Here is a 21,866-nt window from a genome sequence, read left to right as displayed (position 1 = left end):
GATCGTGCAGGCCAGCCGCCTGCAGGACGGCTCGCGCCGGATGGTCTCGATCACCGAGGTCACCGGCATGGAGGGCGAGGTGATCTCGATGCAGGAGGTCTTCCGCTATCAGCGGATGGGGCTCGCGCCGGACGGAAAGATCATCGGCCATTTCACCGCGACCGGCGTGCGCAGCCACTATGCCGATCGCTTCCGGCAGTGGGGCTACGACCTGCCGGCCACCCTTTTCGACCCCATCGCCGCGGAGTGAGACCATGAGCATCTCGGCAGAACCGCTGATCTACGGCGCCATCTTCATCGCCGTGCTCTTTCTCGTGGAGGGCGTCTATCTCACGATCTTCGGCAAATCGATCAGCCTGAACAGCCGCGTGAACCGGCGGCTGGAGATGCTGCAGGGCGGCACCCGGCGCGAGGAGGTGCTCGAGACGCTGCGCAAGGAGATGGACCAGCACATGCGCTCGCGGTCCATCCCGCTCTACTCGCTGCTCGCCGACAAGGCGCAGAAGGCCGCGCTCGCGTTCACGCCCAATCAGCTCATCATGGTGATGGCGGGTCTTTCGCTGATGGCCTTCTTCGGGCTTTCGGTGGCCACCGAAACCGGGCTCGCAGTGCGGATCGTCACCGCGGTCGCGATGGGTGTCGGGGGCGTCTATCTCTGGGTGAATACCAAGGCCAAGAAGCGCCTCGCCCTGATCGAGGAACAGCTTCCCGACGCGATCGAACTCATGGTCAGGTCGCTGCGCGTCGGGCATCCCTTCTCCTCCGCGCTCTCGATCGTCTCCAAGGAGATCAAGGATCCGCTGGCCACCGAGTTCGGCGTCATCGCCGACGAGGCCACCTACGGCCGGGACGTGGGCGACGCGCTGAAGCACATGGCGGAACGGCTCGACATGCAGGACCTGCGCTTCCTCGCCGTCTCGGTCACCATCCAGCAGCAGTCGGGCGGCAACCTCGCCGAGATCCTGGCCGGGCTGGCACGGGTGATCCGCGCGCGCTTCCGCCTGTTCCGCAGGGTCAAGGCCATCACCGCCGAGGCGCAGTGGTCGGGGAAGTTCCTGTCGGCCTTCCCGATCGTGGCGCTCATCGCGATCAACCTGCTCGACCCGAATTACTACGACGAGGTGATGGACCACCCGTGGTTCATCCCCGCCTGCTTCGTGGTCGGCATCTTTCTCGTGGCGAACCTCTTCGTCATGCGCGCCCTCGTGAACATCAAGGTCTGAGGAGATCCGCCCGTGGACACGCTTTTCACGCTGCTCACCGACATGCTCGGCCCGATGGGACCCGCGATCGCGCTCGGGGTGGTCGGGCTGACGTTCGTGCTCGCCACGCTGCCCTTCCTGCTCGGCGCGAAGAAGGACCCGATGGAGAAGCTGAAGGCGGAGGCGGCCGGCACCCGCGAGCGCCCGGCCCAGGGTCAGGCTGCCCTGCGCCATCGCAACCGCGCCGAGCGGCTCAAGAAATACGCGACCTTCCTCGAGCCGCAGGACGCGCAGGAACTCTCGGACATGCGGCTCAAGCTGCTTCAGGCCGGGTACCGCACGCGCGAGGCCGTGCGCATCTTTCACTTCGCACAGATGGCGCTCGGCCTGATCGGGCTGGCGATCGGGCTCTTCTACACGCTGGTCGTGGTGGGCACCGACAACCTTTCGACGCAGCAGCAGGTCGGTTTCATCCTCGGCCCCGGCGCGGGTGGCTATTTCCTGCCCAAGTACTGGATCAGCCGACGCATCCAGGAACGGCAGGAGCAGATCACGCAATCCTTCCCCGACGCGCTCGACATGCTGCTCGTCTGCGTCGAGGCGGGGCAATCGCTCAATCAGGCGATCCTGCGGGTCGCGCAGGAACTCCGCGCCTCGGCGCCCGCGCTTGCCGACGAACTCGAGATCGTCAGCCACGAGATGAAGGCGGGCAAGGACAAGGCCGCGGTGCTGACCGACATGGGCGAGCGTTGCGGCGTGCAGGACGTCTCGAGCTTCGTCACCGTCCTGATCCAGAGCCAGACCTTCGGCACGTCGATTTCCGAGGCGCTGCGCGTCTACGCCGACGAGATGCGCGACAAGCGGGTGATGCGCGCGGAGGAGGCCGCGAACAAGCTGCCGACCAAGATGACGCTGACCACCATGATGTTGACGGTACCGCCCCTGCTGATCATCCTCATCGGGCCGTCGGCCGTCGATCTGGGCAAGCTCGGAGAAATGAGCGCCGGCAACTGAACGGAACGCTCACCGGGGAGGCACGAGCATGGGCATCGCGCGCGGGGCATGGGCGATGCTCCTGACCCTGACGCTCGCCGCCTGCGCGGACGCGCCCGAGCCGGATCGCACCTATGCCCCCGCGGTCGATCCCTCGCGCGAGGGCGTGGACGGCATGGTGGCGGGCCACCGTCTCGTGCAGGCCCGCGAATACGAACTCGCGCTCGAAGCATTCCGCCGCGCCGCCGGCAGGCGCGGGCTCACGCCAGACGTGCTGAGCGCGATGGGCACCGCGAACATCGGGCTCGGGCGGCTCAATCAGGCCGAAACGCTGTTCCGGCGCGTCACCGACAGCGGCGAGGCCTGGCCCGAAGTCTGGAACAACCTCGGCGTCGTTCTGATGGAACGCGGCGAGACGGCGGAGGCCGCGCAGATCTTCCGCAAGGCCTATGCCCTCGACAATGGCGAAAGCGACGCGATCCGGGACAATCTGCGCCGCGCCCTCGCTAAGCTTGACGAAAAGGCGTATGATGGCGAACCAGAACAAGATTACAAACTGGTGCGCCGCGGCTCTTCAGATTACCTGATCCGCCGCGTGCCCTGAGAGGCGAGAGCAGCAAGGGACGCGAGGCACATGCGCCACCCTGTCACAGTGGCCCTCTGCGCGGCGGGCGTCGTCGCGCTGGCGGGCTGCAACGCGCCGTCCGGCGGAAACGACGTCGATCGCGCGCTGGCCGACATCAACGTCGTGGACGAGAGCAACCTGAACGAGGTCATGCTGAGCGCGGCCGACCCGGCCGAGGCGGTGCGCTATTTCACACGCGCCGCCGAGCAGCAGCCCGACCGCATCGACCTGCGCCGCGGCCTCGCCAAGTCACTGGTGCGCGCCGGGCGCAACGCGCAGGCGGTGCCCGAGTGGGAGCGGGTGACGGCCCATGAGGAAGCCACGCAGGAGGACGAGGTCTCCCTCGCCGACGCGCTGATCCGCAACGACGACTGGGAGCGCGCCGAGGAAGTGCTCGACGCGATTCCGCCCACGCACGAGACCTTCCGCCGTTACCGGCTCGAGGCGATGGTCGCCGACGCCAACGAGGACTGGGAGACCGCCGACAGCTTCTACGAGACGGCCGTCGGCCTGACGACGCAACCCGCCGGCGTGCTGAACAACTGGGGATACTCCAAGCTGACCCGCGGCGAACCGGCGGAGGCCGAGCGCCTCTTCTCGCAGGCACTCCGGGAGGATGGGGATCTCTTCACGGCGAAGAACAACCTCGTCCTCGCCCGCGGCGCGCAGGGCCGGTACACGCTGCCGGTCATCCCGATGTCGCAGACCGAACGAGCGCAGCTCCTTCACACGCTCGGCCTTTCCGCGGTGAAGCGTGGCGACGTGGCCACCGGGCGGGGGCTCTTCCGCGACGCGCTCGACACGCATCCCCAGCATTTCGAGCCCGCCGCGCGCAGCCTCGCCGCGCTCGAAGGCTGAAGACGATGGAAATCGCGGCGAGCGCGGCGCTCTGGTTCCTGCCCTTCGCGGTGCCTGTCTGCCTCTATGTGGCGTGGTCCGACCTCGCCACGATGAAAATTCCGAACAAGGCGAATCTGGCGCTCGCGGGGATCTTCCTCGTGGTCGGGCTCTGGGCGCTGCCGCTCGCGGACTACCCGTGGCGCCTCGCGCAGCTGGCGGGCGTTCTGGTGCTCGGGATCCTGCTGAACGCCGGCGGGCTCCTCGGCGCGGGCGACGCAAAGTTCCTCGCCGCCGCAGCCCCCTTCGTGGCGCCGGGTGACGCGCTCGCGGTCGCAACGCTCTTCGCCGCCGTCCTGCTCGCGGCCTTCCTCGTGCACAGGCTGGCGCGTGCGACACCGTTGCGCCGCCTCGCCCCCGACTGGGAGAGCTGGCAGCGCACGCGGGATTTCCCGATGGGCGTCGCGCTCGGCCCGACGCTGATCGCCTACCTCGCGCTCGGCGCGCTGCACGGCGCCTGACACGGCGTCACGGAATCGTCGCAATTCCGCCCCGCGCACGGACCACGGCGCTGGCATCCCTGCGGCTCAACGGCACGCGAAGCAGGGAGACACCGCATGAACATGGAAGCGCCGGCCGCCGTCACGGCGCCGCCCCCGCCCCGCAGCCTCGAGGAGATGCGGCTCCCCACGGTGATGATGCGGGACATCCTGCTCAAGACCATGTTCCGCAAGAACCTCGATCTGGTGAGCGAGCTCGCCCGCGCCGTCTGCCTGCCGGTGAACGTCACGCAGGATCTCGTTGACCTGGCGCGCGGCCAGAAGCTCCTGGAAGCGACGGGCACCCTCTCGGCCACGGCGGCCAGCGAGATGGGCTATCAGCTCACCGACGCGGGCCGGGCGCGTGTGCACGACGCGCTGGCGCAGTCGGAATACTACGGCGCCATGCCCGTGCCGCTCGAGGTCTACCGCGAGCAGGTGGCGCGCCAGTCGATCCGCAACATCCAGATCACCCGCGCGCAACTCACGCAGGCGATGGGACATCTCGTGCTGCCGGACGCCCTGCTCGACCACCTCGGCCCGGCGGTGAGCTCGGGGCGCTCGATCCTGATGTACGGCCCGCCCGGCAACGGCAAGAGCTCGATTTCGAACGGCATCCGCGATGCGCTCGGAGACAGGATCTACGTGCCCCGCGCGATCGCCTACGAGGGGCAGGTCATCACCGTTTACGACCCGATCGTGCACAGTGCCGCCGAAGAAGAGACCGACGATCCGCGCTCCCTGCGCCGGCGCCGTACCTTCGACACCCGTTACGTCCGCTGCGAACGCCCGACGGTCATCACCGGCGGCGAACTGACGCTCGACATGCTCGATCTGGTCTACAATCCGACCGCGCGCACCTATCAGGCGCCGCTTCAGCTCAAGGCGACGGGCGGCATCTTCATCGTGGACGACCTCGGCCGGCAGAAGGATCCGCCGCAGGCGCTCATCAACCGCTGGATCGTCCCGCTGGAGGAGCAGAAGGACATCCTCGCCCTGCAGTCGGGCGAGAAGTTCGAGGTGCCCTTCGACACGCTCGTCATCTTCTCGACCAATTTCCACCCGAACAAGATCTTCGACCAGGCGGCGCTCCGCCGGATCTTCTTCAAGATCAAGGTGGACGGCCCGAGCCAGGAGAACTTCCTCAAGATCTTCGCGCTGGTCGCGCGCAAGAAGGGTCTGCCGCTCGACGAGGCGTCGCTCGTCTACCTCCTCCAGGAGAAGTATCCGGCGATCGACAACGTCTATGCCAACTACCAGCCGGTCTTCCTGATCGACCAGATGCTGTCGATCTGCGACTTCGAAGGCATCCCCTACCAGATGACGCCCGACCTGATCGACCGGGCCTGGGCCAACATGTTCGTGCGCGACGAGATCATCGTGAACTGAGCGGGCGGGGCCACGGCCCCCTCCCCACGGGCGGCGGCTCTGCTAGATGAGGCGCATGACCGCCCTGCCCCCGCTCTTTTCGGACTGGTTCGCCACCCGCGGCTGGGACATCCATCCGCATCAGCAGGAGATGCTCGCGCGTGCCGAGGCGCCCGCACTGCTGCTCGTGGCCCCCACGGGTGGCGGCAAAACGCTGGCGGGGTTCCTGCCGTCGCTCGCCGAGCTCGCCAGCAGCGGACACGAAGGGCTGCACACGCTCTACGTCTCGCCGCTCAAGGCGCTCACCGCGGACATCCGGCGCAACCTGACCCGCCCCATCGAGGAGATGGGCCTGCCCATCCGGGTCGAGGACCGCACCGGCGACACCTCCTACACGCAGAAACGCCGGCAGCGCGCCGACCCGCCGCATATCCTGCTGACGACGCCCGAAAGCCTGGCCCTGCTGACGAGCTACGAGGACGCGCCGCGCATCTTCGCCGGGCTCGAGCGCGTGATCGTGGACGAAATCCATGCCCTCGCCGACTCGAAGCGGGGCGATCAGCTGATGCTCGCGCTGGCGCGGCTGGAGAGCCTCGCGCCCGGCCTGCGCCGCGTCGGGCTTTCGGCGACGGTGGAGGATCCGCCGGCGCTCGCCCGGTTCCTTGCCCGCGCGGACGCACCCGCCCGGGTGGTCGAGGCCGACCCGGGCCCCGACCCGGACATCCGGATGATGCGCACCCGCGCCGCGCCCCCCTGGGCGGGCGGCGGCGGCGGCTACGCGATCCCGGAGGTGCTGGAGGCCGTGCGGGCGCACCGCACCACGCTCATCTTCCACAACACCCGCGCGCAGGCGGAGATATTCTTTCACACCCTCTGGCTCGCCAACGACGACGCCCTACCCATCGGCATCCACCACGGCAGCCTCGACCGCGCGCAGCGCGAGAAGGTCGAGGCGGCGATGACCGCCGGCCAGCTCCGCGCCGTCGTCTGCACCGGCTCGCTCGACCTCGGGATCGACTGGGGCGACGTGGACCTCGTGATCCAGGTGGGCGCGCCCAAGAACGTCAAGCGGCTGGTGCAGCGGATCGGACGGGCGAACCACCGCTACAACGCGCCGTCCAAGGCGCTTCTCGTACCGGCGAACCGCTTCGAGGTGGTCGAATGCCAGGCCGCGCTGCAGGCCGTGCGCGACCACGACCTCGACGGCGAGCCGCGTGGGCCGGGGCCGCTCGACGTGCTCTGCCAGCATATCCTGATCGCCGCCTGCGCCGGACCGTTCGAGGCCGACACGCTCTACGAGGAAGTGCGCCGCGCCGGGCCCTACGCGGGCCTCTCGCGGGCGGATTTCGACGCCTGCCTCGATTTCGCGGCAACGGGGGGCTATGCCCTCCGGGCCTATGACCGCTGGCAGCGGCTGAAGCAGGACGCGGCGGGCCGCTGGCACCTGCGCGACCCGCGCGCGGCGCAGCGCATCCGCATGAACATCGGCACGATCCAGGACACCGACACGCTCAAGGTGCGCATGCGCGGCCGCGGCCCGACGCTCGGCGAGGTGGAAGAGGGCTTCGCCGCCTCGCTCAGCCCCGGCGACACCTTCCTGATCGGCGGCCGCATCGTGCGCTACGACGGCCTGCGCGAGCTGACCGTCGAAGTCTCGCCTTCGGCCCGCACCACGCCGAAGATCGCCGTCTTCAACGGCACCAAGTTCGCCACCTCGACGCAGCTTTCGGCACGCATCCTGCGCCTCTTCGGGCAGGACGCCTGGCCCGAACTTCCCGCACACACCGCCGATTGGCTGGCACTCCAGCGCCGCGTCTCGCGCCTGCCCGCGCCCGACCGGCTGCTGATCGAGACCTTCCCCCACGAAGGCCGCCAGCACCTCGTCGCCTACGGCTTCGCGGGCCGGAACGGGCAACAGACACTCGGCCTCCTGCTCACGAAACGGATGGAGGAAATGGGCCTCGCGCCGCTCGGCTTCGTCTCCACCGACTACGCCACGCTGATCTGGGGGCTGGAGGCGGTGCCGGACCCCGCGCCGCTCTTCGAGATCGCGGCGCTCGAGGCGGGGCTCGAGCGCTGGCTCGCGGCAAACGCTGTGATGAAGCGCACCTTCCGCGCCTCGGCCACCATCGCCGGGCTCATCGAGCGCAACACGCCGCAGGCGAGGAAATCCGGCAAACAGGCGACCTTCTCCTCGGACATCCTCTACGACACGCTGCGCAAATACGACCCCGACCACCTGATGCTGGGCATCACCCGCACCGAGGCGATGCGCGGGCTCGTCGATTTCGACCGCGTCCGCGAGATGTGCGCGCGCGTTGCCGGCCGCATCGACCACGTGGCGCTGGAGCGCATCACGCCGCTGGCCGCGCCGCTCTTTCTGGAAGCCGGCCGCGTCCCGGTCGAGGGCGCGGGCCGCGAACGCCTCGCCGAGGAGGCCGCCGCTGCGCTCATGGCCGAGGCGGGCCTGCCCGCCTGAGCCCGCGATTTTTCGGACGAGAAATCGCAGTCCCGGCGCGCCGCGGTGAAAAATCTTCGGAGGAAGATTTTTCGCCCCCTTGCCAGCGACGCGCGCTCGGGGCACGGAACGTTGCATGAACGGTCACGCCTTCACGCTCGCAGGTGCCGCGCTCTGCGCCCTGCCCTCCGGCGCGCTCTGGTGGGCCGCGCTGCGGCTGCTCTGCGTCGCGGACCTGCATCTCGGCAAGGCCGAGCGCCACGCCCGCCGCGGCGGCGCCGCCCTGCCACCCTACGAGACCGCGGAGACGCTCGCCCGCCTCGACACCGATCTCGCCGCCACGGGGGCGGAAACGGTCGTCTGCCTCGGCGACAGCTTCGACGACGACGCCGCCGCCCGCGCGCTGCCCGAGGCCGCCCGCACCACCATCGCCCGGCTGCAGGCCGGCCGGCGCTGGATCTGGGTGGCGGGCAACCATGACCCGGGGCCGACGGACCTCGGCGGCACGCATCTCGCCGAGGCGGCGATCGGCCCCCTCACCTTCCGCCACATCGCGGCGCCCGCGGCCACCGCCGAAGTCTCGGGGCACTACCACCCCAAGGCGCGGCTCGGCACCGCCGCGGGCCGCGTGGCCCGCAAGGCGTTCCTGATCGACCGGGACCGGGCGATCCTGCCCGCCTACGGCACCTACACCGGCGGGCTCGCCTGCGATGACCCGGCGCTCACGGGGCTCATGCGCCCCGATGCGATCGCCGTTCTCACCGGCCCGCGTGCCCTGCCTGTCCCGATGCACCCCCGCCGCAGCGCCCGCGCCTGAGGCCTCGGGGCACGCAGAACACGATTGCACCCGGGTGCCGGCCGGGTCACTCTCGCGGCGCTTGGCAAAGACAGGGCGCGCATGGACGACCGGACGACCCTCCCCCCGACGCACGCGACGGCGATCCGCACCAGCTTCGCGGCGCAGAGCCTGATGGAGACGCTCGGCGCCGAGATGACCGAGCTCGCGCCGGGCCGCGCGGTGATCGAGGCGCCGATCCTGCCCTCGGCACGACAGCAGCACGGTTACGCCCACGCCGGGCTCACCTTCGCCCTCGGCGACAGCGCCGCGGGCTACGCCGCGCTCACACTCCTGCCCGAGGGGAGCGAGGTTCTCACCGCCGAGATCAAGATCAACCTGCTCGCCCCCGGCGCGGGCGACCGGCTGATCGCCACGGGCCGCGTCGTGAAGCCGGGCCGCCGCCTCGTCATCGTCACCGCCGAGGTGGAGGCGGAGCGGGACGGGACGCGCCACGCGGTCGCGCTCCTGCAGGGCACGATGGTCCCCGCCGCGCCCGCCGGGTGACGCCGCGCCGGGATGCACCACCGGCCACGCGGACCGCGCACCCGGCCGCCCGCCACTGGACCACCGCCTCGCACGATCCGCAGGGTGCGCGGGTCCACGCACCCGCCCGGACCCGGCGCGCGCGCGCACCAGCCCTCAGGCCGTGAGCCCCTCCGGCGCCGGCAGGCCCGCCGCGCGGCAGGTGGCGGTCAGCGTGTTGGCGAGCAGGCAGGCGATCGTCATCGGACCGACGCCGCCGGGGACCGGGGTGATCGCGCCGGCCACGGCCGAACAACTCTCGAAATCGCAGTCGCCGACAAGACGTGTCTTGCCCGTCTCCGGGTCCTCGACCCGGTTGATCCCGACGTCGATCACCGTCGCGCCGAGCCGGAGCCAGTCGCCCGTCACCATGCGCGGCCGCCCGACGGCGGCGATCACGATCTCGGCGCGGCGCACGACCGCCTCGATGTCGCGGGTGCGCGAATGCGCGATCGTCACGGTCGCGCTCTCGCGCAGCAGGAGCTGCGCCATCGGCTTGCCCACGATGTTCGATCGCCCGACCACCACCGCCTCGCGCCCCGCGAGCGAGCCCAGCCGGTCGCGCAGCAGCATCAGGCATCCGAGCGGCGTGCAGGGCACGAGCGCCGCCTGCCCGGTCGCCAGCCGCCCGGCGTTGGAGACATGGAAGCCGTCGACGTCCTTCGCGGGATCGATGGCGGCGATCACCTTCTCGGCGTCGATGTGATCGGGAAGCGGCAGCTGCACGAGAATGCCATTCACCGCCGGGTCGCCGTTCAGCCGCCCGACAAGGTCGAGAAGCTCCGCCTCCGGCGTCTCGCCGGGCAGGCGATGCTCGAAACTCTGCATGCCGACCTCGAGCGTCTGCCTGTGCTTGTTGCGCACGTAGACCTGGCTCGCCGGATCCTCGCCCACCAGCACCACGGCGAGCCCGGGGGTGATCCCGTGCTCGCGGTCGAGCGCCGCCACATGCTCCGCCACCTCGCCGCGCAGCCGCGCCGCGAAGGCCTTGCCGTCGATGATCTCCGCCGTCATGTCGTCCCCCACGCTCGGCGCCCGCCGGATGGCCGGCCCGCGGCGCCTGCGGGCGCGCGCCCTGCCTCCGATCCGCGTCCGAGCCTTCTTCTTGGTCCAAATATCCCCGCCGGAGGCCCGCCCGGCCGGGGCTCGACGCCCCGGGCGGGCGGTTCCCTGCGCGCCTGCATCAGCGCCTGCAGGCCCACGCCCGCTTCAGAACAGCCCCTCGACGTGGCCCGCCTCGTTGAGCCGGATCGCCTCCGCCGCGGGGGCGGACGGCAGGCCCGGCATCGTCATGATCTCGCCGCAGATCGCCACGACGAATCCCGCACCGGCCGAGAGCCGCACCTCGCGCACCGGGATGGTGAATCCCGTGGGCGCGCCGCGCACGGTCGGGTCGGTGGTGAAGCTGTACTGCGTCTTGGCCATGCAGACGGGCAGTTGGCCGAAGCCCGCGGCCTGCCACTCCCCGAGCTGGCGGGTCACCTTGGCGTCGGCCACCACGCCGTCGGCGCGGTAGATGCGCGTGGCGACGGTCTCGATCTTTTCGAGAAGGCTCATGTCGTCCGGGTAGAGCGGCGCGAAATTCGCCGCGCCGTCGGCGAGCGCGACGACGCGCTCCGCGAGGTCTTCGGCACCGGCGGATCCCTGCGCCCAGTGCTTGCAGAGCACCGCCTCGGCCCCCTGCTCCGCGACATGGGCCTTCACCGCCTCGATCTCGGCCTCGGTGTCGCCGGCGAAGTGGTTGATCGCGACCACGACCGGCACGCCGAAGCTCTTCACGTTCTCGATGTGCCGGACGAGGTTCGGGCAGCCCGCTTCCACCGCAGCGACGTTCTCGGCCCCGAGGTCGGCCTTGGCGACGCCGCCGTTCATCTTCATCGCGCGGACGGTGGCCACGACCACCACGGCGTCAGGCGCGATACCGGCCTTGCGGCACTTGATGTCCATGAACTTCTCGGCGCCGAGGTCGGCGCCGAAGCCCGCCTCGGTCACCACGTAGTCGGCGAGCTTGAGCGCCGTCTTCGTCGCCATGACCGAGTTGCAACCATGGGCGATGTTGGCGAAGGGGCCGCCGTGCACGAAGGCCGGGGTGTTCTCCAGCGTCTGCACGAGGTTGGGCTGGATCGCGTCCTTCAGGAGCACCGCCATCGCCCCGTCCGCGCCGATGTCGCGGCAGGTGATCGGCGCCTTGTCGCGGGCGTAGGCCACGATGATCTCGCCCAGCCGGCGCTCCAGGTCGGCAAGGTCGGAGGCGAGGCAGAGGATCGCCATGACCTCCGAGGCCACGGTGATGTCGAAGCCGGTCTGCCGCGGGAAGCCGTTGGGTACGCCGCCGAGGCTCGTGACGATATCGCGCAGCGCGCGGTCGTTCATGTCCATCACCCGGCGCCAGACCACCCGGCGCTGGTCGATATCCAGCTTGTTGCCCCAGTAGATGTGATTGTCGATCATCGCGGCGAGCAGGTTGTGCGCGCTGGTGATCGCGTGGAAATCGCCGGTGAAGTGGAGGTTCATCTCCTCCATCGGCACGACCTGCGCGTAGCCGCCGCCGGCCGCGCCGCCCTTCATGCCGAAGCAGGGGCCGAGGCTCGCCTCGCGGATGCAGATCGCGGCCTTCTTTCCGATCCGGGTCAGCCCGTCGCCGAGGCCCACCGTCGTCGTCGTCTTGCCCTCGCCCGCCGGCGTGGGGTTGATCGCCGTGACGAGGATCAGCTTGCCGTCCGGCCGGTCGGCGAGGCCGTCGATGAAGGGCTGGCTCACCTTGGCCTTGTCGTGGCCGTAGGGCAGCAGATCGTCAGTCCCGATGCCGAGCGTCGCGCCGATCTCCTGGATCGGGCGCTTGGAAGCCTCGCGGGCGATCTCGATGTCGGATTTGTGGCTCATGTCCGTCCCTTGGGGTTTGGCGGCGTCTGCGGGCGCGTCTCGTCCCCGCCTATACCGCGCGTGCGGGCAGCGCCAACGCGTGTTTCCGACATTTCCCGCCGCTGTTGCGGCGGTGTGCCGCGGTGTGCGGGACGCTCGGCGGCCGGCCCCGCGGCGGGTGCGGAGCACCGCGCAGAAAAACGCCCCCGAAGCGCGGGCTTCGGGGGCGGTCTCGGCGTCGGGGCCGGATCAGGTCGGTTCCGGCTCCATGTCCGGGCCCGGCTCGGTCGGCGGCTTGCGCTTCGGCCGGGTCTTCGGGATCGCGGTGACCGAGGGCGCGCTGCCGGAGGAGGGCTTGTCGTCCTCGTCTTCGCCGAGATGCGGCGGCTCGCCCCGAATCACGCGCTTGATCTCTTCACCCGTGAGCGTCTCGTATTCGAGCAGACCCTCGGCCAGACGCTGCCAGTCCTCCTTGCGCTCCTTCAGGATGGCGTGCGCACGCTCATAGGCCTCCGAGACGATGCGCTTCACCTCTTCCTCGATCAGTTCCTTGGTGTGCGCCGAAACCGACAGGCCGGCAGTCTGCCCGGAATAGCCCTCGTGCGCCTCGGCATAGTCGATGTTGCCCACCTTCTCGGACATGCCCCAGCGCAGCACCATCGCGCGCGCCAGCGCGCTCGCCTGCTGGATGTCGCCCGCCGGCCCGTTGGAGACCATCTCCTCGCCGTAGTGGATGATCTCGGCCGCCTTGCCGGCCATCGTCATGGCGAGCTTCTCCTCGCACTCCGACTTGTGCCAGTTCAGCCGATCGATCTCCGGCAGCGAGACCACCATGCCGAGGGCGCCGCCGCGCGGAATGATCGTCGCCTTGTAGACCGGGTCGCACTGCGGCAGCGTCATGCCGACGATGGCGTGACCGGCCTCGTGGTAGGCGGTCTTCTCCTTCTGCTCGGGCGTGAGCACCATCGACCGTCGCTCGGCGCCCATCATCACCTTGTCCTTCGCGTTCTCGAAGTCCTCCATGGTGACGAAGCGCCGGCCGACCCGCGCCGCCATCAGCGCCGCCTCGTTGACGAGGTTTGCCAGATCGGCGCCCGAGAACCCGGGCGTGCCGCGCGCGATGATGCGCAGGTCCACGTCCGGGCCGAGCGGCGTCTTGCGGGCGTGCACGCCGAGGATCTTCTCGCGGCCCTTGATGTCCGGATTGGGGACCGTCACCTCGCGGTCGAAACGGCCGGGACGCAGGAGCGCCGGGTCGAGCACGTCCTTGCGGTTGGTGGCGGCGACGATGATCACGCCCTCGTTCGCTTCGAAGCCGTCCATCTCCACCAGGAGCTGGTTGAGCGTCTGCTCGCGCTCGTCGTTGCCGCCGCCGTAGCCGGCGCCGCGCGAGCGGCCCACCGCGTCGATCTCGTCGATGAAGACGATGCAGGGCGCGTTCTTCTTGGCCTGCTCGAACATGTCGCGCACACGGCTGGCGCCGACACCGACGAACATCTCGACGAAGTCGGAGCCCGAGATGGTGAAGAAGGGCACACCCGCCTCCCCCGCGACGGCGCGCGCCAGAAGCGTCTTGCCGGTGCCCGGCGGGCCGACGAGCAACGCGCCCTTCGGGATCTTGCCGCCGAGGCGCGAGAACTTCTGCGGGTTGCGCAGGAACTCGACGATCTCCTCGAGGTCGTCCTTGGCCTCGTCGATGCCGGCCACGTCGTCGAAGGTGACGCGGCCATGTTTCTCGGTCAGCATCTTGGCCTTCGACTTGCCGAAGCCCATGGCCCCGCCGCGGCCGCCGCCCTGCATCCGGTTCATGAAGTAGATCCAGACGCCGATCAGCAGGAGGAAGGGAAGAAGCGAGAGAAGGAAGGTCTGGAAGCCCGACTGCTCCTGCACCTCGGCGCGAATCTCCACGCTGTTGTCCATCAAGAGTTCGGTCACCTGCGCGTCCTCGGGCTTCACGGCGACGTAGTCGTTGCCGTCGTTGCCGCGGAAGCGGATTCGCTCGCCGTCGATGGTGGCGGCGCTGACGTTGTTGTTCTCGACCGACTCGACGAACTCCGTGTAGCTCATCTCGCGGCTCTGCATGGTGGAGTTGCCGCCGGAGAAGAGATTGAAGAGCGCCAGGATCAGGAGGAACAGAACCACCCAGAAGGCGATGTTGCGTGCGTTGCCCAAGGGAACACTCCTGTAAAATCCAAGACCGTGCCTAGCACGGCACGGTCCCTCCTAACATAGAAATCGGCGCGGCCGGATCAATGCGCGGACAGCCGCGCGGCGAGGTCGCAGTCCGCGAGGACGGGCTCCGCCCGCCAGCCCGCCGTCGCCCCGACGCGAGGTGCCGCCACCGGCGCGGCGACCAGTTCGGCCCCGTCGCGCACCGCCGGGCTCGCCTCCAGCACCGCGGCCGGAAGCCCGGTCGCGGGCCACCCCGGACACTGCGCGAGGCCGTCGGGGCCGAGCGCGGCGACCGAAACGTCGTCCCGCGGCCCCGTGACGCGCCAGCGACCGTCCCAGACCTTGCCCGGGCGGGCGACGAGATCGGCGACCGCCGCGGCCTCCCGCGCGATCCAGAGCCACCCGTCCGCGGTCACCGCGCGGCAGCCGGCGAGCGTCCCCGTGCCGGCCTCCGCGAGCGCCTCCAGCGCGTCGAGACGCGGGCGGTAGGCACGGCCACCGATGAGCCCGACCGCCGCCGCGATCAGGCGCAGGCGCGTCTCCTCGGGCGCGGCGGCGAGCGCGGCGCGATCGAGCGCCACCGCCCCGGCCGTCACCTCGGCGGCCCGCGCGGCGAGATCGGCCGCCGCCGCGCCGAGCACCTCGCGCGCGCGGCGCATGGCGTCGGCCGTGCGCGCGAGGCGCCCGGCGTCGAGGCCGAGCGGCGCGCAGGCCTCGAGGATCGCGCGCGCCCGCACCCGCGCGAAGCGGTCGTCGGCATTCGACGGGTCCTCGGCCCAGGGAATGTCGCGGCGCCGCAGCCAGTCGCGCAGCGCCGCGCGCCGTTCGCCGAGAAGCGGGCGCAGCCAGAGCGTGCCGTGGTCCCGCGACGCCTGCGCCATGCCGGAAAGCCCGTCCACCCCGGAGCCGCGGGCGAGCCGCATGAGCACGGTCTCGGCCTGATCGTCGAGGGTGTGACCAAGCGCCACGGCCCCGACGCGCCACTCTGCCGCCCAGTCGGCGATGAGCGCGCGCCGCGCGCGCCGGGCCGCATCCTGAAGGTTGCCGCGCCCGTTCCAGTCGGCCCAGGCCCGTGTTTCGTGCGCGACCCCGAGGCCCGCACAGGCCTGCGCGGCGAGCGCGGCCTCGGCGGCTGCCTCCGGGCGCAGGCCGTGATCGACCGTGATCGCGGCGAGCGCGACGCCACGCGCCTCGGTCCAGGCGTGGCAGAGGTGCAGAAGCGCCATGCTGTCGCCACCGCCCGAGACGGCGACCCCCAGCCGCGGCGGGGGGTCCGGCAGGAGCCGGTCGAGCGTGGCGACCGCCCGCCGGTCGAGCGTCACGGGCAGGACAACTCCTCGCGCCGGGTTTCCGCCTCCGCCGCGAAGGCGGAGTCCGGAAACCGCACGCCCACATCGGCGAGGATCGGGCAGGCCGCGTCCGTCTGCCCGAGCTCGGCCAGGGCATCGCCGAGCCGGAAAAGCGTCTCGTCCGCCACCTCCGAATCCGGGGATGCCGAGAACCCGTCGAGCCAGACCCGGGCCGCCTCGCGGGTGTCGCCCGCCGCCTCCAGCGCGCGGCCGAGGCCGAGCGCGGCGCGCGGCGCCAGCGGGCTGCCGGGATAATCGTCGCGGAAGGTGCGGAAGAGCGCAGCGGCGCGCTCGGCCTCCCCCGCCTCCAGCGCGGTCTCGGCCGCCTCGAGGTCCGCCTCCTCGCCCACGGCGAACTGCGGGCCGGCCGCCTCCGGCGCCGGATCGGACGCGGACGCGGACGCCCGATCTTCGCCCTCGGCCTCTCCGCCGAGGGTCGTCGTTTCCTCGAGCTGGCTGATGTCGCCGCCCTCGAGCTCGACGAGGCGGAATTCCAGATCGCCGATCCGCTGCGTGCCATCCTCGACGATGCGCTCGACACGGTGCTCGAGTTCCTCGGTGCGCGCGGTGAGGCTCCGGAGCGCGCCCTCGATCGCGTCCACCCGGTCGAGGAGCGCCCCTTCGCCGGTCGCGACGGACGGCCCGCCCGTCGTCGAGAGCTCGCGCTTCAGGCGCTGGATCTCGACGTAGAGGACGTTCAGATCCTGGCGCACATCGGCGAGCGTGCGCTCACGCTCCGTCGAGTCGTCCTGGGCGGCCAGCGGCGCGCCGAACGCCAGCGCGAGCGCCAGCAGCGCGCCCCACCCGGCCGCAACCGCACGCCGCATCCCGTCAGACCCCCGCGCCGAGCGCCAGCACGGTCACCGCGCGGCGGTTCTGCGAATAGCAGCTTTCGTCGGAACAGAGCGCGACCGGTCGCTCCTTGCCGTAGCTGAGCGTCGTCAACCGGTTCGGCGCGACGCCACGGCTCACGAGGTAGTCGCGCACCGCGTTGGCGCGCCGATCGCCGAGCGCGATGTTGTACTCGCGCGTGCCGCGCTCGTCGGCGTGCCCCTCGATGGTCGCGTCGAAGTCGCTGTTGGCCATCAGCCACTCGGCCTGCTGGTCGAGCGCCGTCTCGGCCTCGGCGGAAAGCGTGGACTCATCCACCGCGAAAAACACGCGGTCGCCCACGGTTTCCTGGAAGAAGGCCTCGCTCGTGGGATCCGAGGCGCTGCCGGCGTCCGCACCGGCCGCAGCCCCGGCCGCATCGTCGCCCCCCATGCCGGCGCCCGCGCCGAACCGTTGATCCGCGCATCCGGCGAGGGCCAGGGCCCCCGCGATCAGCGCCACCTTGCCAAGTCCTGTCATGCCCGGTCTCTCCTGCCCTGCCGCGCCTTTTGCCCGCGCGGGTCCGTCACGATGTCGATACCACAGCGCGCCGCGCGCGCGAAAGCCGCCTTAGGACTGAAGCGGGCCCCACGACGGGTCCGATCCGCCCGAGGGCGTCGGCACCCGCTGCAGGTTCCGCCCCGAGACATCCACGGAATAGAGCGCCGAGGTGCCGCGCTCGCCCTGCGTCTCGCGACTGAACATGAGGACGCGACCATTCGGCGCCCATGTCGGGCTCTCGTCAAGGAAACTCGCCGTCAGGAGCCGCTCGTCGGAGCCATCGGGACGCATCACGCCGATGTGAAAGCGGCCGGACGCCTGCTTGGTAAAGGCGATCCGGTCGCCGCGCGGCGACCAGACCGGCGTGCCGTAGCGCCCCTGCCCGAAGCTGATCCGGCGCGGGCTGCCGTCCTCGGCCTGCATGACGTAGAGCTGCTGCCCGCCCGAGCGGTCGCTCTCGAAGACGATGCGGGAGCCGTCCGGCGCATAGCTCGGCGCCGTCTCGATCGAGGGCGCGCGCGTCAGCCGCTCGGTCCGTCCGCTCGCGATGTCGAGCCGCCAGAGGTCGGTGTTGCCGCCCGCGGCCTGCGAGTAGAGCACCTGGCGCCCGTCCGGGCTGAACCGCGGGGAAAAGGCCGTCGCCCCCTCCCGGGTGGGCAGCGCGCGCCGCGAGACGGAGCCGACGTCGAGCAGGTAGATTCGCGGCCGGCCCGTCTCGTAGCTGGTGTAAAGCAGCCGGTCGCCGGTGGGCGAGAAACGCGGCGCGAGCACGAGGGAATCGCCATCGGTCAGGTAGCGCACGTTCTCGCCGTCGTAGTCCATCACCGCGAGGCGCTTGCGCCGCTCGCCCTTCGGCCCGCTTTCGGAAACGAAGGCGACGCGGCTGTCGAAGTACCCGTCCTCGCCCGTGATCCGCGAATAGACGGCGTCGGCCACCTTGTGCGCCATGCGCCGCCAGCTCTCGGTGGTGCCCTGGAAGCGCAGCCCGTCTCCGAGCTCGGCGCCCGCGACCACGTCCCAGACGCGGAACTTGACCTCGATCCGGTCGCCCTGCACCGTCACCGCCCCGGTGACGAGCGCCTGCGCGTTCACCGCGCGCCAGTCGGCGAAGGCCACGGGCGAGGCGAAACTGGTGATCGTGGCGATATGGGCATCCTGCGGGATCTCGCGGAAGAGCCCCGTGCCGGCCAGATCGGCGCCCACCACCCGGGCGAGGCGCCGTCCCCAGTCCGTGTCGCCGCCGCTCTCGGTGACGAAGTCCGGCACGGCGAAGGGCATGGGTTCGATCACGCCCTCGGTGATATCGATGCGCAGCGGCCCGTCGTCCTGCGCCGCGAGCGGCCGCGCAATCCCGAGCGCCGGCAGCGCCGCCAGCCCGCCCAGCAGAGTTCGCCGATCGATCATCGTTCTCTCCCTTTAACCGCCCGTGCCGCGGCCCGTGTATCCAGTCAAGCGGCTCGCGGCACGCCGCGCAAGGCCGCCGGCGGCGCGCTCACCGCATGTCGGAGGGATCGAAGACCATCTCGATCCGCTCCCAGCGTTCGTATTTCTCCTCCGGCAGGTCGAAGCCGTCGCGCCCGCAGCGCAGCACCGCGCGGCGTGCCGCCTGATAGGCCGTCTCCACCGCCCGGCCCGAGCCCCCCTCGGCCGAGAGCATCCGCAGCGAGCCGTCGACCACCGTCCCGTCCGGGTTCATCTCCATGCCGACGGTCACGGTCACGTCGGCCGCCCGGCTGCCCACGTCCACGACCCAGCACTGCTGTACCGCGACGCGCAGCGCCTCGCGCTCGCCGCGGCTGAGCGGCGGCGCGTCGGGCGCGGCCTCGTCGTCGCCGCCCATCGCCTCGGCAAGAAGCTCGTCGACCGCCGCCCGCGTCGCCGCCCCGTCGGTCTCCTCGTCCGGCGCGTCGGCCGGGGCCTCCTCCGGCGCGGCCTCGGCTGTCTCGGTCTCCGTCTCGCTTTCCGTCTCGCTCTCCGGCTCGGATGGCGCGGCGGGGCGGGACGGCGGGCGACGGGAGGCGCGCGGCGCGCCCGAGGGCGCCTCCTCGGCCTCGGTGACGATCTCGGGGGCCGCCTCCTCGGGCGCCGCGGGCGGCTCCTCCGGGGCGGGCGGCGCCTCCGGGGCCGGCTCGGCACTCGGCGCGGGGTCGGGCGCAGTCTCCGCCTCGGGCGGCGCGGGAGGCGCCGGGGTCGGGGCCACCCGGTCGGCCGGGCGGGCACTCGGGCGCAGCGTCTCGTCCGGCACGAGCGTCGGCGTATCGGGGGGCGGCGCGGGCTCCGGGGCCGGATCGGGCTCGGCCGCCTCGGGCTCCGGTGCCGGGGGCTCCGGTGCCGGGGGCTCGGGAGGCTCCGGCGTCGAGTCGGGGGACGGATCGCGCGCCGCGTCCGGTGGATCGGGCCGGTCGGGCGGTGTTTCGGCGCCGGGCGCCTCTGGGGTGGGCGTTTCGGGAGCGGGCTGCGGCGCCTCGGGCGTCTCGGCGCCGGGCGCAGCGTCCTCGGGCGCGGCACCGGGCTCGACGAGCGCGGCATACTCCTCGCCCGTCATCAGCGTCACCTCCGCCACCTCCATCGTCAGCGGTTCGGACTCGAAGGCCCCGCCGACGAAGGCCCAGCCAAGGAGCAGGATGTGCCCCGCGCCGGAGATGTAATGCCCGACATGCACGCGCGGCCCCTCACTCCTCCGCGCCGAGGCGCGGCCCACCGCTTTCGGTCACCAGTCCGATCCGGTCGAAGCCGCCGGCGTTCAGCGCGCCCATCACCTCCATCACGCGGGCGTAGGGCACGCCGCCGTCGGCGCGCAGGTAGATCTGCGGGCTCTCGCGCTCCTCGGCGATGGCGCGCAGCCGGGGGATGAGCTCCTCGGTGGGCACCTCGGTGGTCTGGATCGCGACGGTGCCCTCCCCGGTGATGGTGACGGTCAGCGGCTCTTCCTCCGGCGTGGGCAGCGACCGCGCCGCGCTTTCGGGCAGGTTGACGGGCACGCCGACCGTCATCAGCGGCGCGGCGACCATGAAGATGATCAGAAGCACCAGCATCACGTCCACGAAGGGCGTGACGTTGATCTCGGCCATGGGCACCGCGCGGCGGCGGCGGCCCCGCCCGCGGCGCGGCATCTCGGCCTTCTGGGTGACCCCTGCGCCCATCGCCTCACCCGTCCAGCTGGCGGCTGAGGATGGTGGCGAACTCGTCGGTGAAGGCCTCGTAGCCCGCGGTGATCCGGTCGGCATCCGCCGAGAGCTTGTTGTAGAAGATCACCGCCGGGATCGCCGCGAGCAGCCCGAGGCCGGTCGCCAGCAGCGCCTCGGCGATGCCCGGCGCGACCACGGCGAGGTTGGTGTTACCCGCCTCGGCGATCTGGATGAAGGCGTGCATGATGCCCCAGACGGTGCCGAAAAGCCCGATGAAGGGCGAGGTGGAGCCCACCGTCGCCAGCACCGGCAGCCCCTTCTGCAACTCCTCGGATTCCCGCGCGATGGCCACGTCCATGCTGCGCTCGATGCGCGACTGCACGCCGGCGATCAGCCCGCCGTCGGTCGTGTGGCTGCGCTGCCACTCGCCCATGCCGGCGGCGAAGACGCGCTCGGCGCGGCCCGACGGCTCGGGCCCGAGCGACGCATAGAGCTCGTCGAGCGGCTCGCCCGACCAGAAGGCGGCGTCGAAGCGGCGTGCCTCGGCCCGCGCGGCGCGGTAGGCGATGAGTTTCTGAATGATGATCGCCCAGGCCCAGAAGGACGCCAGGACCAGCACGACCATCACGAGTTTCACCGTGAGCGTCGCGCGTGCGAAAAGCCCCCACATGGAGAAATCCATCTCCTGCGCGAGCGCCAGAGCTTCCGTTTCCATTCCGCCTGCTCGTTCTGTTCTTGCAGCGCGACACCGCCGCACCGGCCTGCCTCGACCGCCCTCGCGCCCGGGTGGGAGCGCGGCGCGGCGTCTTTTCGCCATCTTTAGCCGATTTGACACGCCAAGGCCAACACAACCGTGTGTGCGCGCCGTGCCATCCGCGGGTTCACGCCGGCGGCGGCGCCCCGCGTGCGCGCAGCGCCTCCGGCAGGCGCACCGGCCGCCCCGACGGCCCGATGGCCACCAGCTCCACCTCGGAGTCGAAAAGGACCGCGCCGTCGCGCAGCACCCGCTGGCGCAGGGTCATCCGCGCGGGGCGGGCGGAGAGCACCTCCGTCTCGACATCCAGCAGATCGTCGAAGCGCGCGGGGCTCAGATACTCCGCCGCGATGCGCCGCACGGCAAAGACGGTGCCCGCCTCCGCCTTCATCGCCCGCTGGTCGAGACCCAGCTCGCGCACCCACTCGCTGCGCGCGCGCTCGATGAACTTCAGGTAGTTGGCGTAATAGACGATCCCGCCGAAGTCGGTGTCCTCGTAGTAGACGCGGAGCCGGAAACGGTGGGTCATTCGGTGTCCTCCGTGGCGGTGCGACCCTGCGCCCGGCATCGGCACGGTTCAAGGCGCGGCGCAGTGGTGGCACGCGCGGCGTTGGAAAGCCCGGCGCACCGCCCAAGGGCTGCGCTGCGGCCGGCGCAGGCCTGCGGCCGCCCCAAAGGGCTGTTTCAGTGCTCAAGAACGCCCGACCTCCGGTACCGGAAATTCTGGAAGAGTATCACGACCTCGGAACCGCCTCCATGCTGGACGCCGCCCGCGACGGCGCGTAAACCGCGAAAAGGCGCGCGAAAGACCCGGGAGGAGGACGACGATGAGCTATGCCGAGGACTAC

Annotated in this window: 20 protein-coding genes and 1 pseudogene; 10 read left to right on the top strand and 11 right to left on the bottom strand. The window is 71.2% G+C overall.

Annotated elements, in window-relative coordinates:
• The 10 genes and pseudogenes from ACESL7_RS02250 to ACESL7_RS02205 all read left to right on the top strand — a co-directional run.
• Window positions 1-250 (top strand): annotated as a pseudogene (locus ACESL7_RS02250) (CpaF family protein); the annotation flags it as partial.
• Between the two features lie 4 nt (window positions 251-254).
• Window positions 255-1,223 (top strand): type II secretion system F family protein, encoded by a 969-nt coding sequence (locus ACESL7_RS02245; protein ID WP_372891027.1) that lies wholly within the window; start codon window positions 255-257, stop codon window positions 1,221-1,223.
• Window positions 1,224-1,235: 12 nt separating this feature from the next.
• Window positions 1,236-2,216, top strand: a complete 981-nt coding sequence (locus ACESL7_RS02240) for a type II secretion system F family protein (RefSeq protein ID WP_372891025.1) — start codon at window positions 1,236-1,238, stop codon at window positions 2,214-2,216.
• A gap of 28 nt (window positions 2,217-2,244) precedes the next feature.
• Window positions 2,245-2,799 carry a tetratricopeptide repeat protein gene (locus ACESL7_RS02235; protein WP_372891023.1) on the top strand — a complete coding sequence of 185 codons (555 nt, stop codon included), beginning with the start codon at window positions 2,245-2,247 and terminating at the stop codon, window positions 2,797-2,799.
• A 30-nt stretch (window positions 2,800-2,829) separates the two neighbouring features.
• On the top strand, window positions 2,830-3,678 hold the full coding sequence (locus ACESL7_RS02230; protein ID WP_372891021.1) for a tetratricopeptide repeat protein: 849 nt from the start codon (window positions 2,830-2,832) through the stop codon (window positions 3,676-3,678).
• Between the two features lie 5 nt (window positions 3,679-3,683).
• Window positions 3,684-4,178: an A24 family peptidase gene (locus ACESL7_RS02225; protein ID WP_372891019.1), complete on the top strand. Its 495-nt coding sequence runs from the start codon at window positions 3,684-3,686 to the stop codon at window positions 4,176-4,178.
• A 96-nt stretch (window positions 4,179-4,274) separates the two neighbouring features.
• Window positions 4,275-5,585: a P-loop NTPase family protein gene (locus ACESL7_RS02220; RefSeq protein WP_372891017.1), complete on the top strand. Its 1,311-nt coding sequence runs from the start codon at window positions 4,275-4,277 to the stop codon at window positions 5,583-5,585.
• Window positions 5,586-5,640: 55 nt separating this feature from the next.
• Entirely contained in the window at window positions 5,641-8,043 is a 2,403-nt protein-coding gene (locus tag ACESL7_RS02215; RefSeq protein WP_372891015.1) for a ligase-associated DNA damage response DEXH box helicase, read from the top strand.
• A gap of 115 nt (window positions 8,044-8,158) precedes the next feature.
• Window positions 8,159-8,839, top strand: coding sequence for a ligase-associated DNA damage response endonuclease PdeM (pdeM, locus tag ACESL7_RS02210; RefSeq protein WP_372891013.1), 681 nt, complete (start codon window positions 8,159-8,161; stop codon window positions 8,837-8,839).
• Between the two features lie 81 nt (window positions 8,840-8,920).
• Window positions 8,921-9,364 carry a PaaI family thioesterase gene (locus ACESL7_RS02205; protein WP_372891011.1) on the top strand — a complete coding sequence of 148 codons (444 nt, stop codon included), beginning with the start codon at window positions 8,921-8,923 and terminating at the stop codon, window positions 9,362-9,364.
• 135 nt (window positions 9,365-9,499) lie between these two features.
• Here ACESL7_RS02205 and folD read toward each other — a convergent pair whose 3' ends face one another.
• The 11 genes from folD to ybgC all read right to left on the bottom strand — a co-directional run bounded on the left by folD (window position 9,500) and on the right by ybgC (window position 21,547).
• Window positions 9,500-10,396, bottom strand: coding sequence for a bifunctional methylenetetrahydrofolate dehydrogenase/methenyltetrahydrofolate cyclohydrolase FolD (gene folD / locus ACESL7_RS02200; RefSeq protein ID WP_372891009.1), 897 nt, complete (start codon window positions 10,394-10,396; stop codon window positions 9,500-9,502).
• A 195-nt stretch (window positions 10,397-10,591) separates the two neighbouring features.
• The gene (locus ACESL7_RS02195; protein ID WP_372891007.1) at window positions 10,592-12,265 is read right to left on the bottom strand and encodes a formate--tetrahydrofolate ligase; all 1,674 of its coding nucleotides are present in this window, start codon (window positions 12,263-12,265) and stop codon (window positions 10,592-10,594) included.
• Window positions 12,266-12,493: 228 nt separating this feature from the next.
• Window positions 12,494-14,416 (bottom strand): ATP-dependent zinc metalloprotease FtsH, encoded by a 1,923-nt coding sequence (ftsH, locus tag ACESL7_RS02190; protein WP_372891005.1) that lies wholly within the window; start codon window positions 14,414-14,416, stop codon window positions 12,494-12,496.
• 77 nt (window positions 14,417-14,493) lie between these two features.
• A complete protein-coding gene (tilS, locus tag ACESL7_RS02185) occupies window positions 14,494-15,738 on the bottom strand; it encodes a tRNA lysidine(34) synthetase TilS (protein WP_372891003.1) in 1,245 nt (414 codons plus the stop codon).
• Window positions 15,735-16,592, bottom strand: a complete 858-nt coding sequence (locus ACESL7_RS02180) for a tetratricopeptide repeat protein (protein ID WP_372891001.1) — start codon at window positions 16,590-16,592, stop codon at window positions 15,735-15,737. The genes tilS and ACESL7_RS02180 overlap by 4 nt, the downstream gene beginning before the upstream one ends.
• Before the next feature lie 4 nt (window positions 16,593-16,596).
• A complete protein-coding gene (gene pal, locus ACESL7_RS02175; protein ID WP_372890999.1) occupies window positions 16,597-17,115 on the bottom strand; it encodes a peptidoglycan-associated lipoprotein Pal in 519 nt (172 codons plus the stop codon).
• 90 nt (window positions 17,116-17,205) lie between these two features.
• Entirely contained in the window at window positions 17,206-18,540 is a 1,335-nt protein-coding gene (tolB, locus tag ACESL7_RS02170; RefSeq protein ID WP_372890997.1) for a Tol-Pal system beta propeller repeat protein TolB, read from the bottom strand.
• A gap of 88 nt (window positions 18,541-18,628) precedes the next feature.
• Window positions 18,629-19,798 (bottom strand): cell envelope biogenesis protein TolA, encoded by a 1,170-nt coding sequence (locus ACESL7_RS02165; RefSeq protein WP_372890995.1) that lies wholly within the window; start codon window positions 19,796-19,798, stop codon window positions 18,629-18,631.
• 10 nt (window positions 19,799-19,808) lie between these two features.
• Window positions 19,809-20,279 (bottom strand): protein TolR, encoded by a 471-nt coding sequence (tolR, locus tag ACESL7_RS02160; protein WP_372890993.1) that lies wholly within the window; start codon window positions 20,277-20,279, stop codon window positions 19,809-19,811.
• 4 nt (window positions 20,280-20,283) lie between these two features.
• Window positions 20,284-20,979, bottom strand: a complete 696-nt coding sequence (gene tolQ / locus ACESL7_RS02155) for a protein TolQ (protein ID WP_372890991.1) — start codon at window positions 20,977-20,979, stop codon at window positions 20,284-20,286.
• A gap of 166 nt (window positions 20,980-21,145) precedes the next feature.
• Window positions 21,146-21,547, bottom strand: a complete 402-nt coding sequence (gene ybgC / locus ACESL7_RS02150; RefSeq protein WP_372890989.1) for a tol-pal system-associated acyl-CoA thioesterase — start codon at window positions 21,545-21,547, stop codon at window positions 21,146-21,148.
• Window positions 21,548-21,866 lie beyond the last annotated feature (319 nt).

The sequence above is a fragment of the Rhodosalinus sp. genome, assembly GCF_041685465.1.
GTDB lineage: Bacteria > Pseudomonadota > Alphaproteobacteria > Rhodobacterales > Rhodobacteraceae > Rhodosalinus.
Note: the sequence above shows the minus strand (reverse complement) of the source record. Positions and strands in the feature narration are given on the sequence as shown.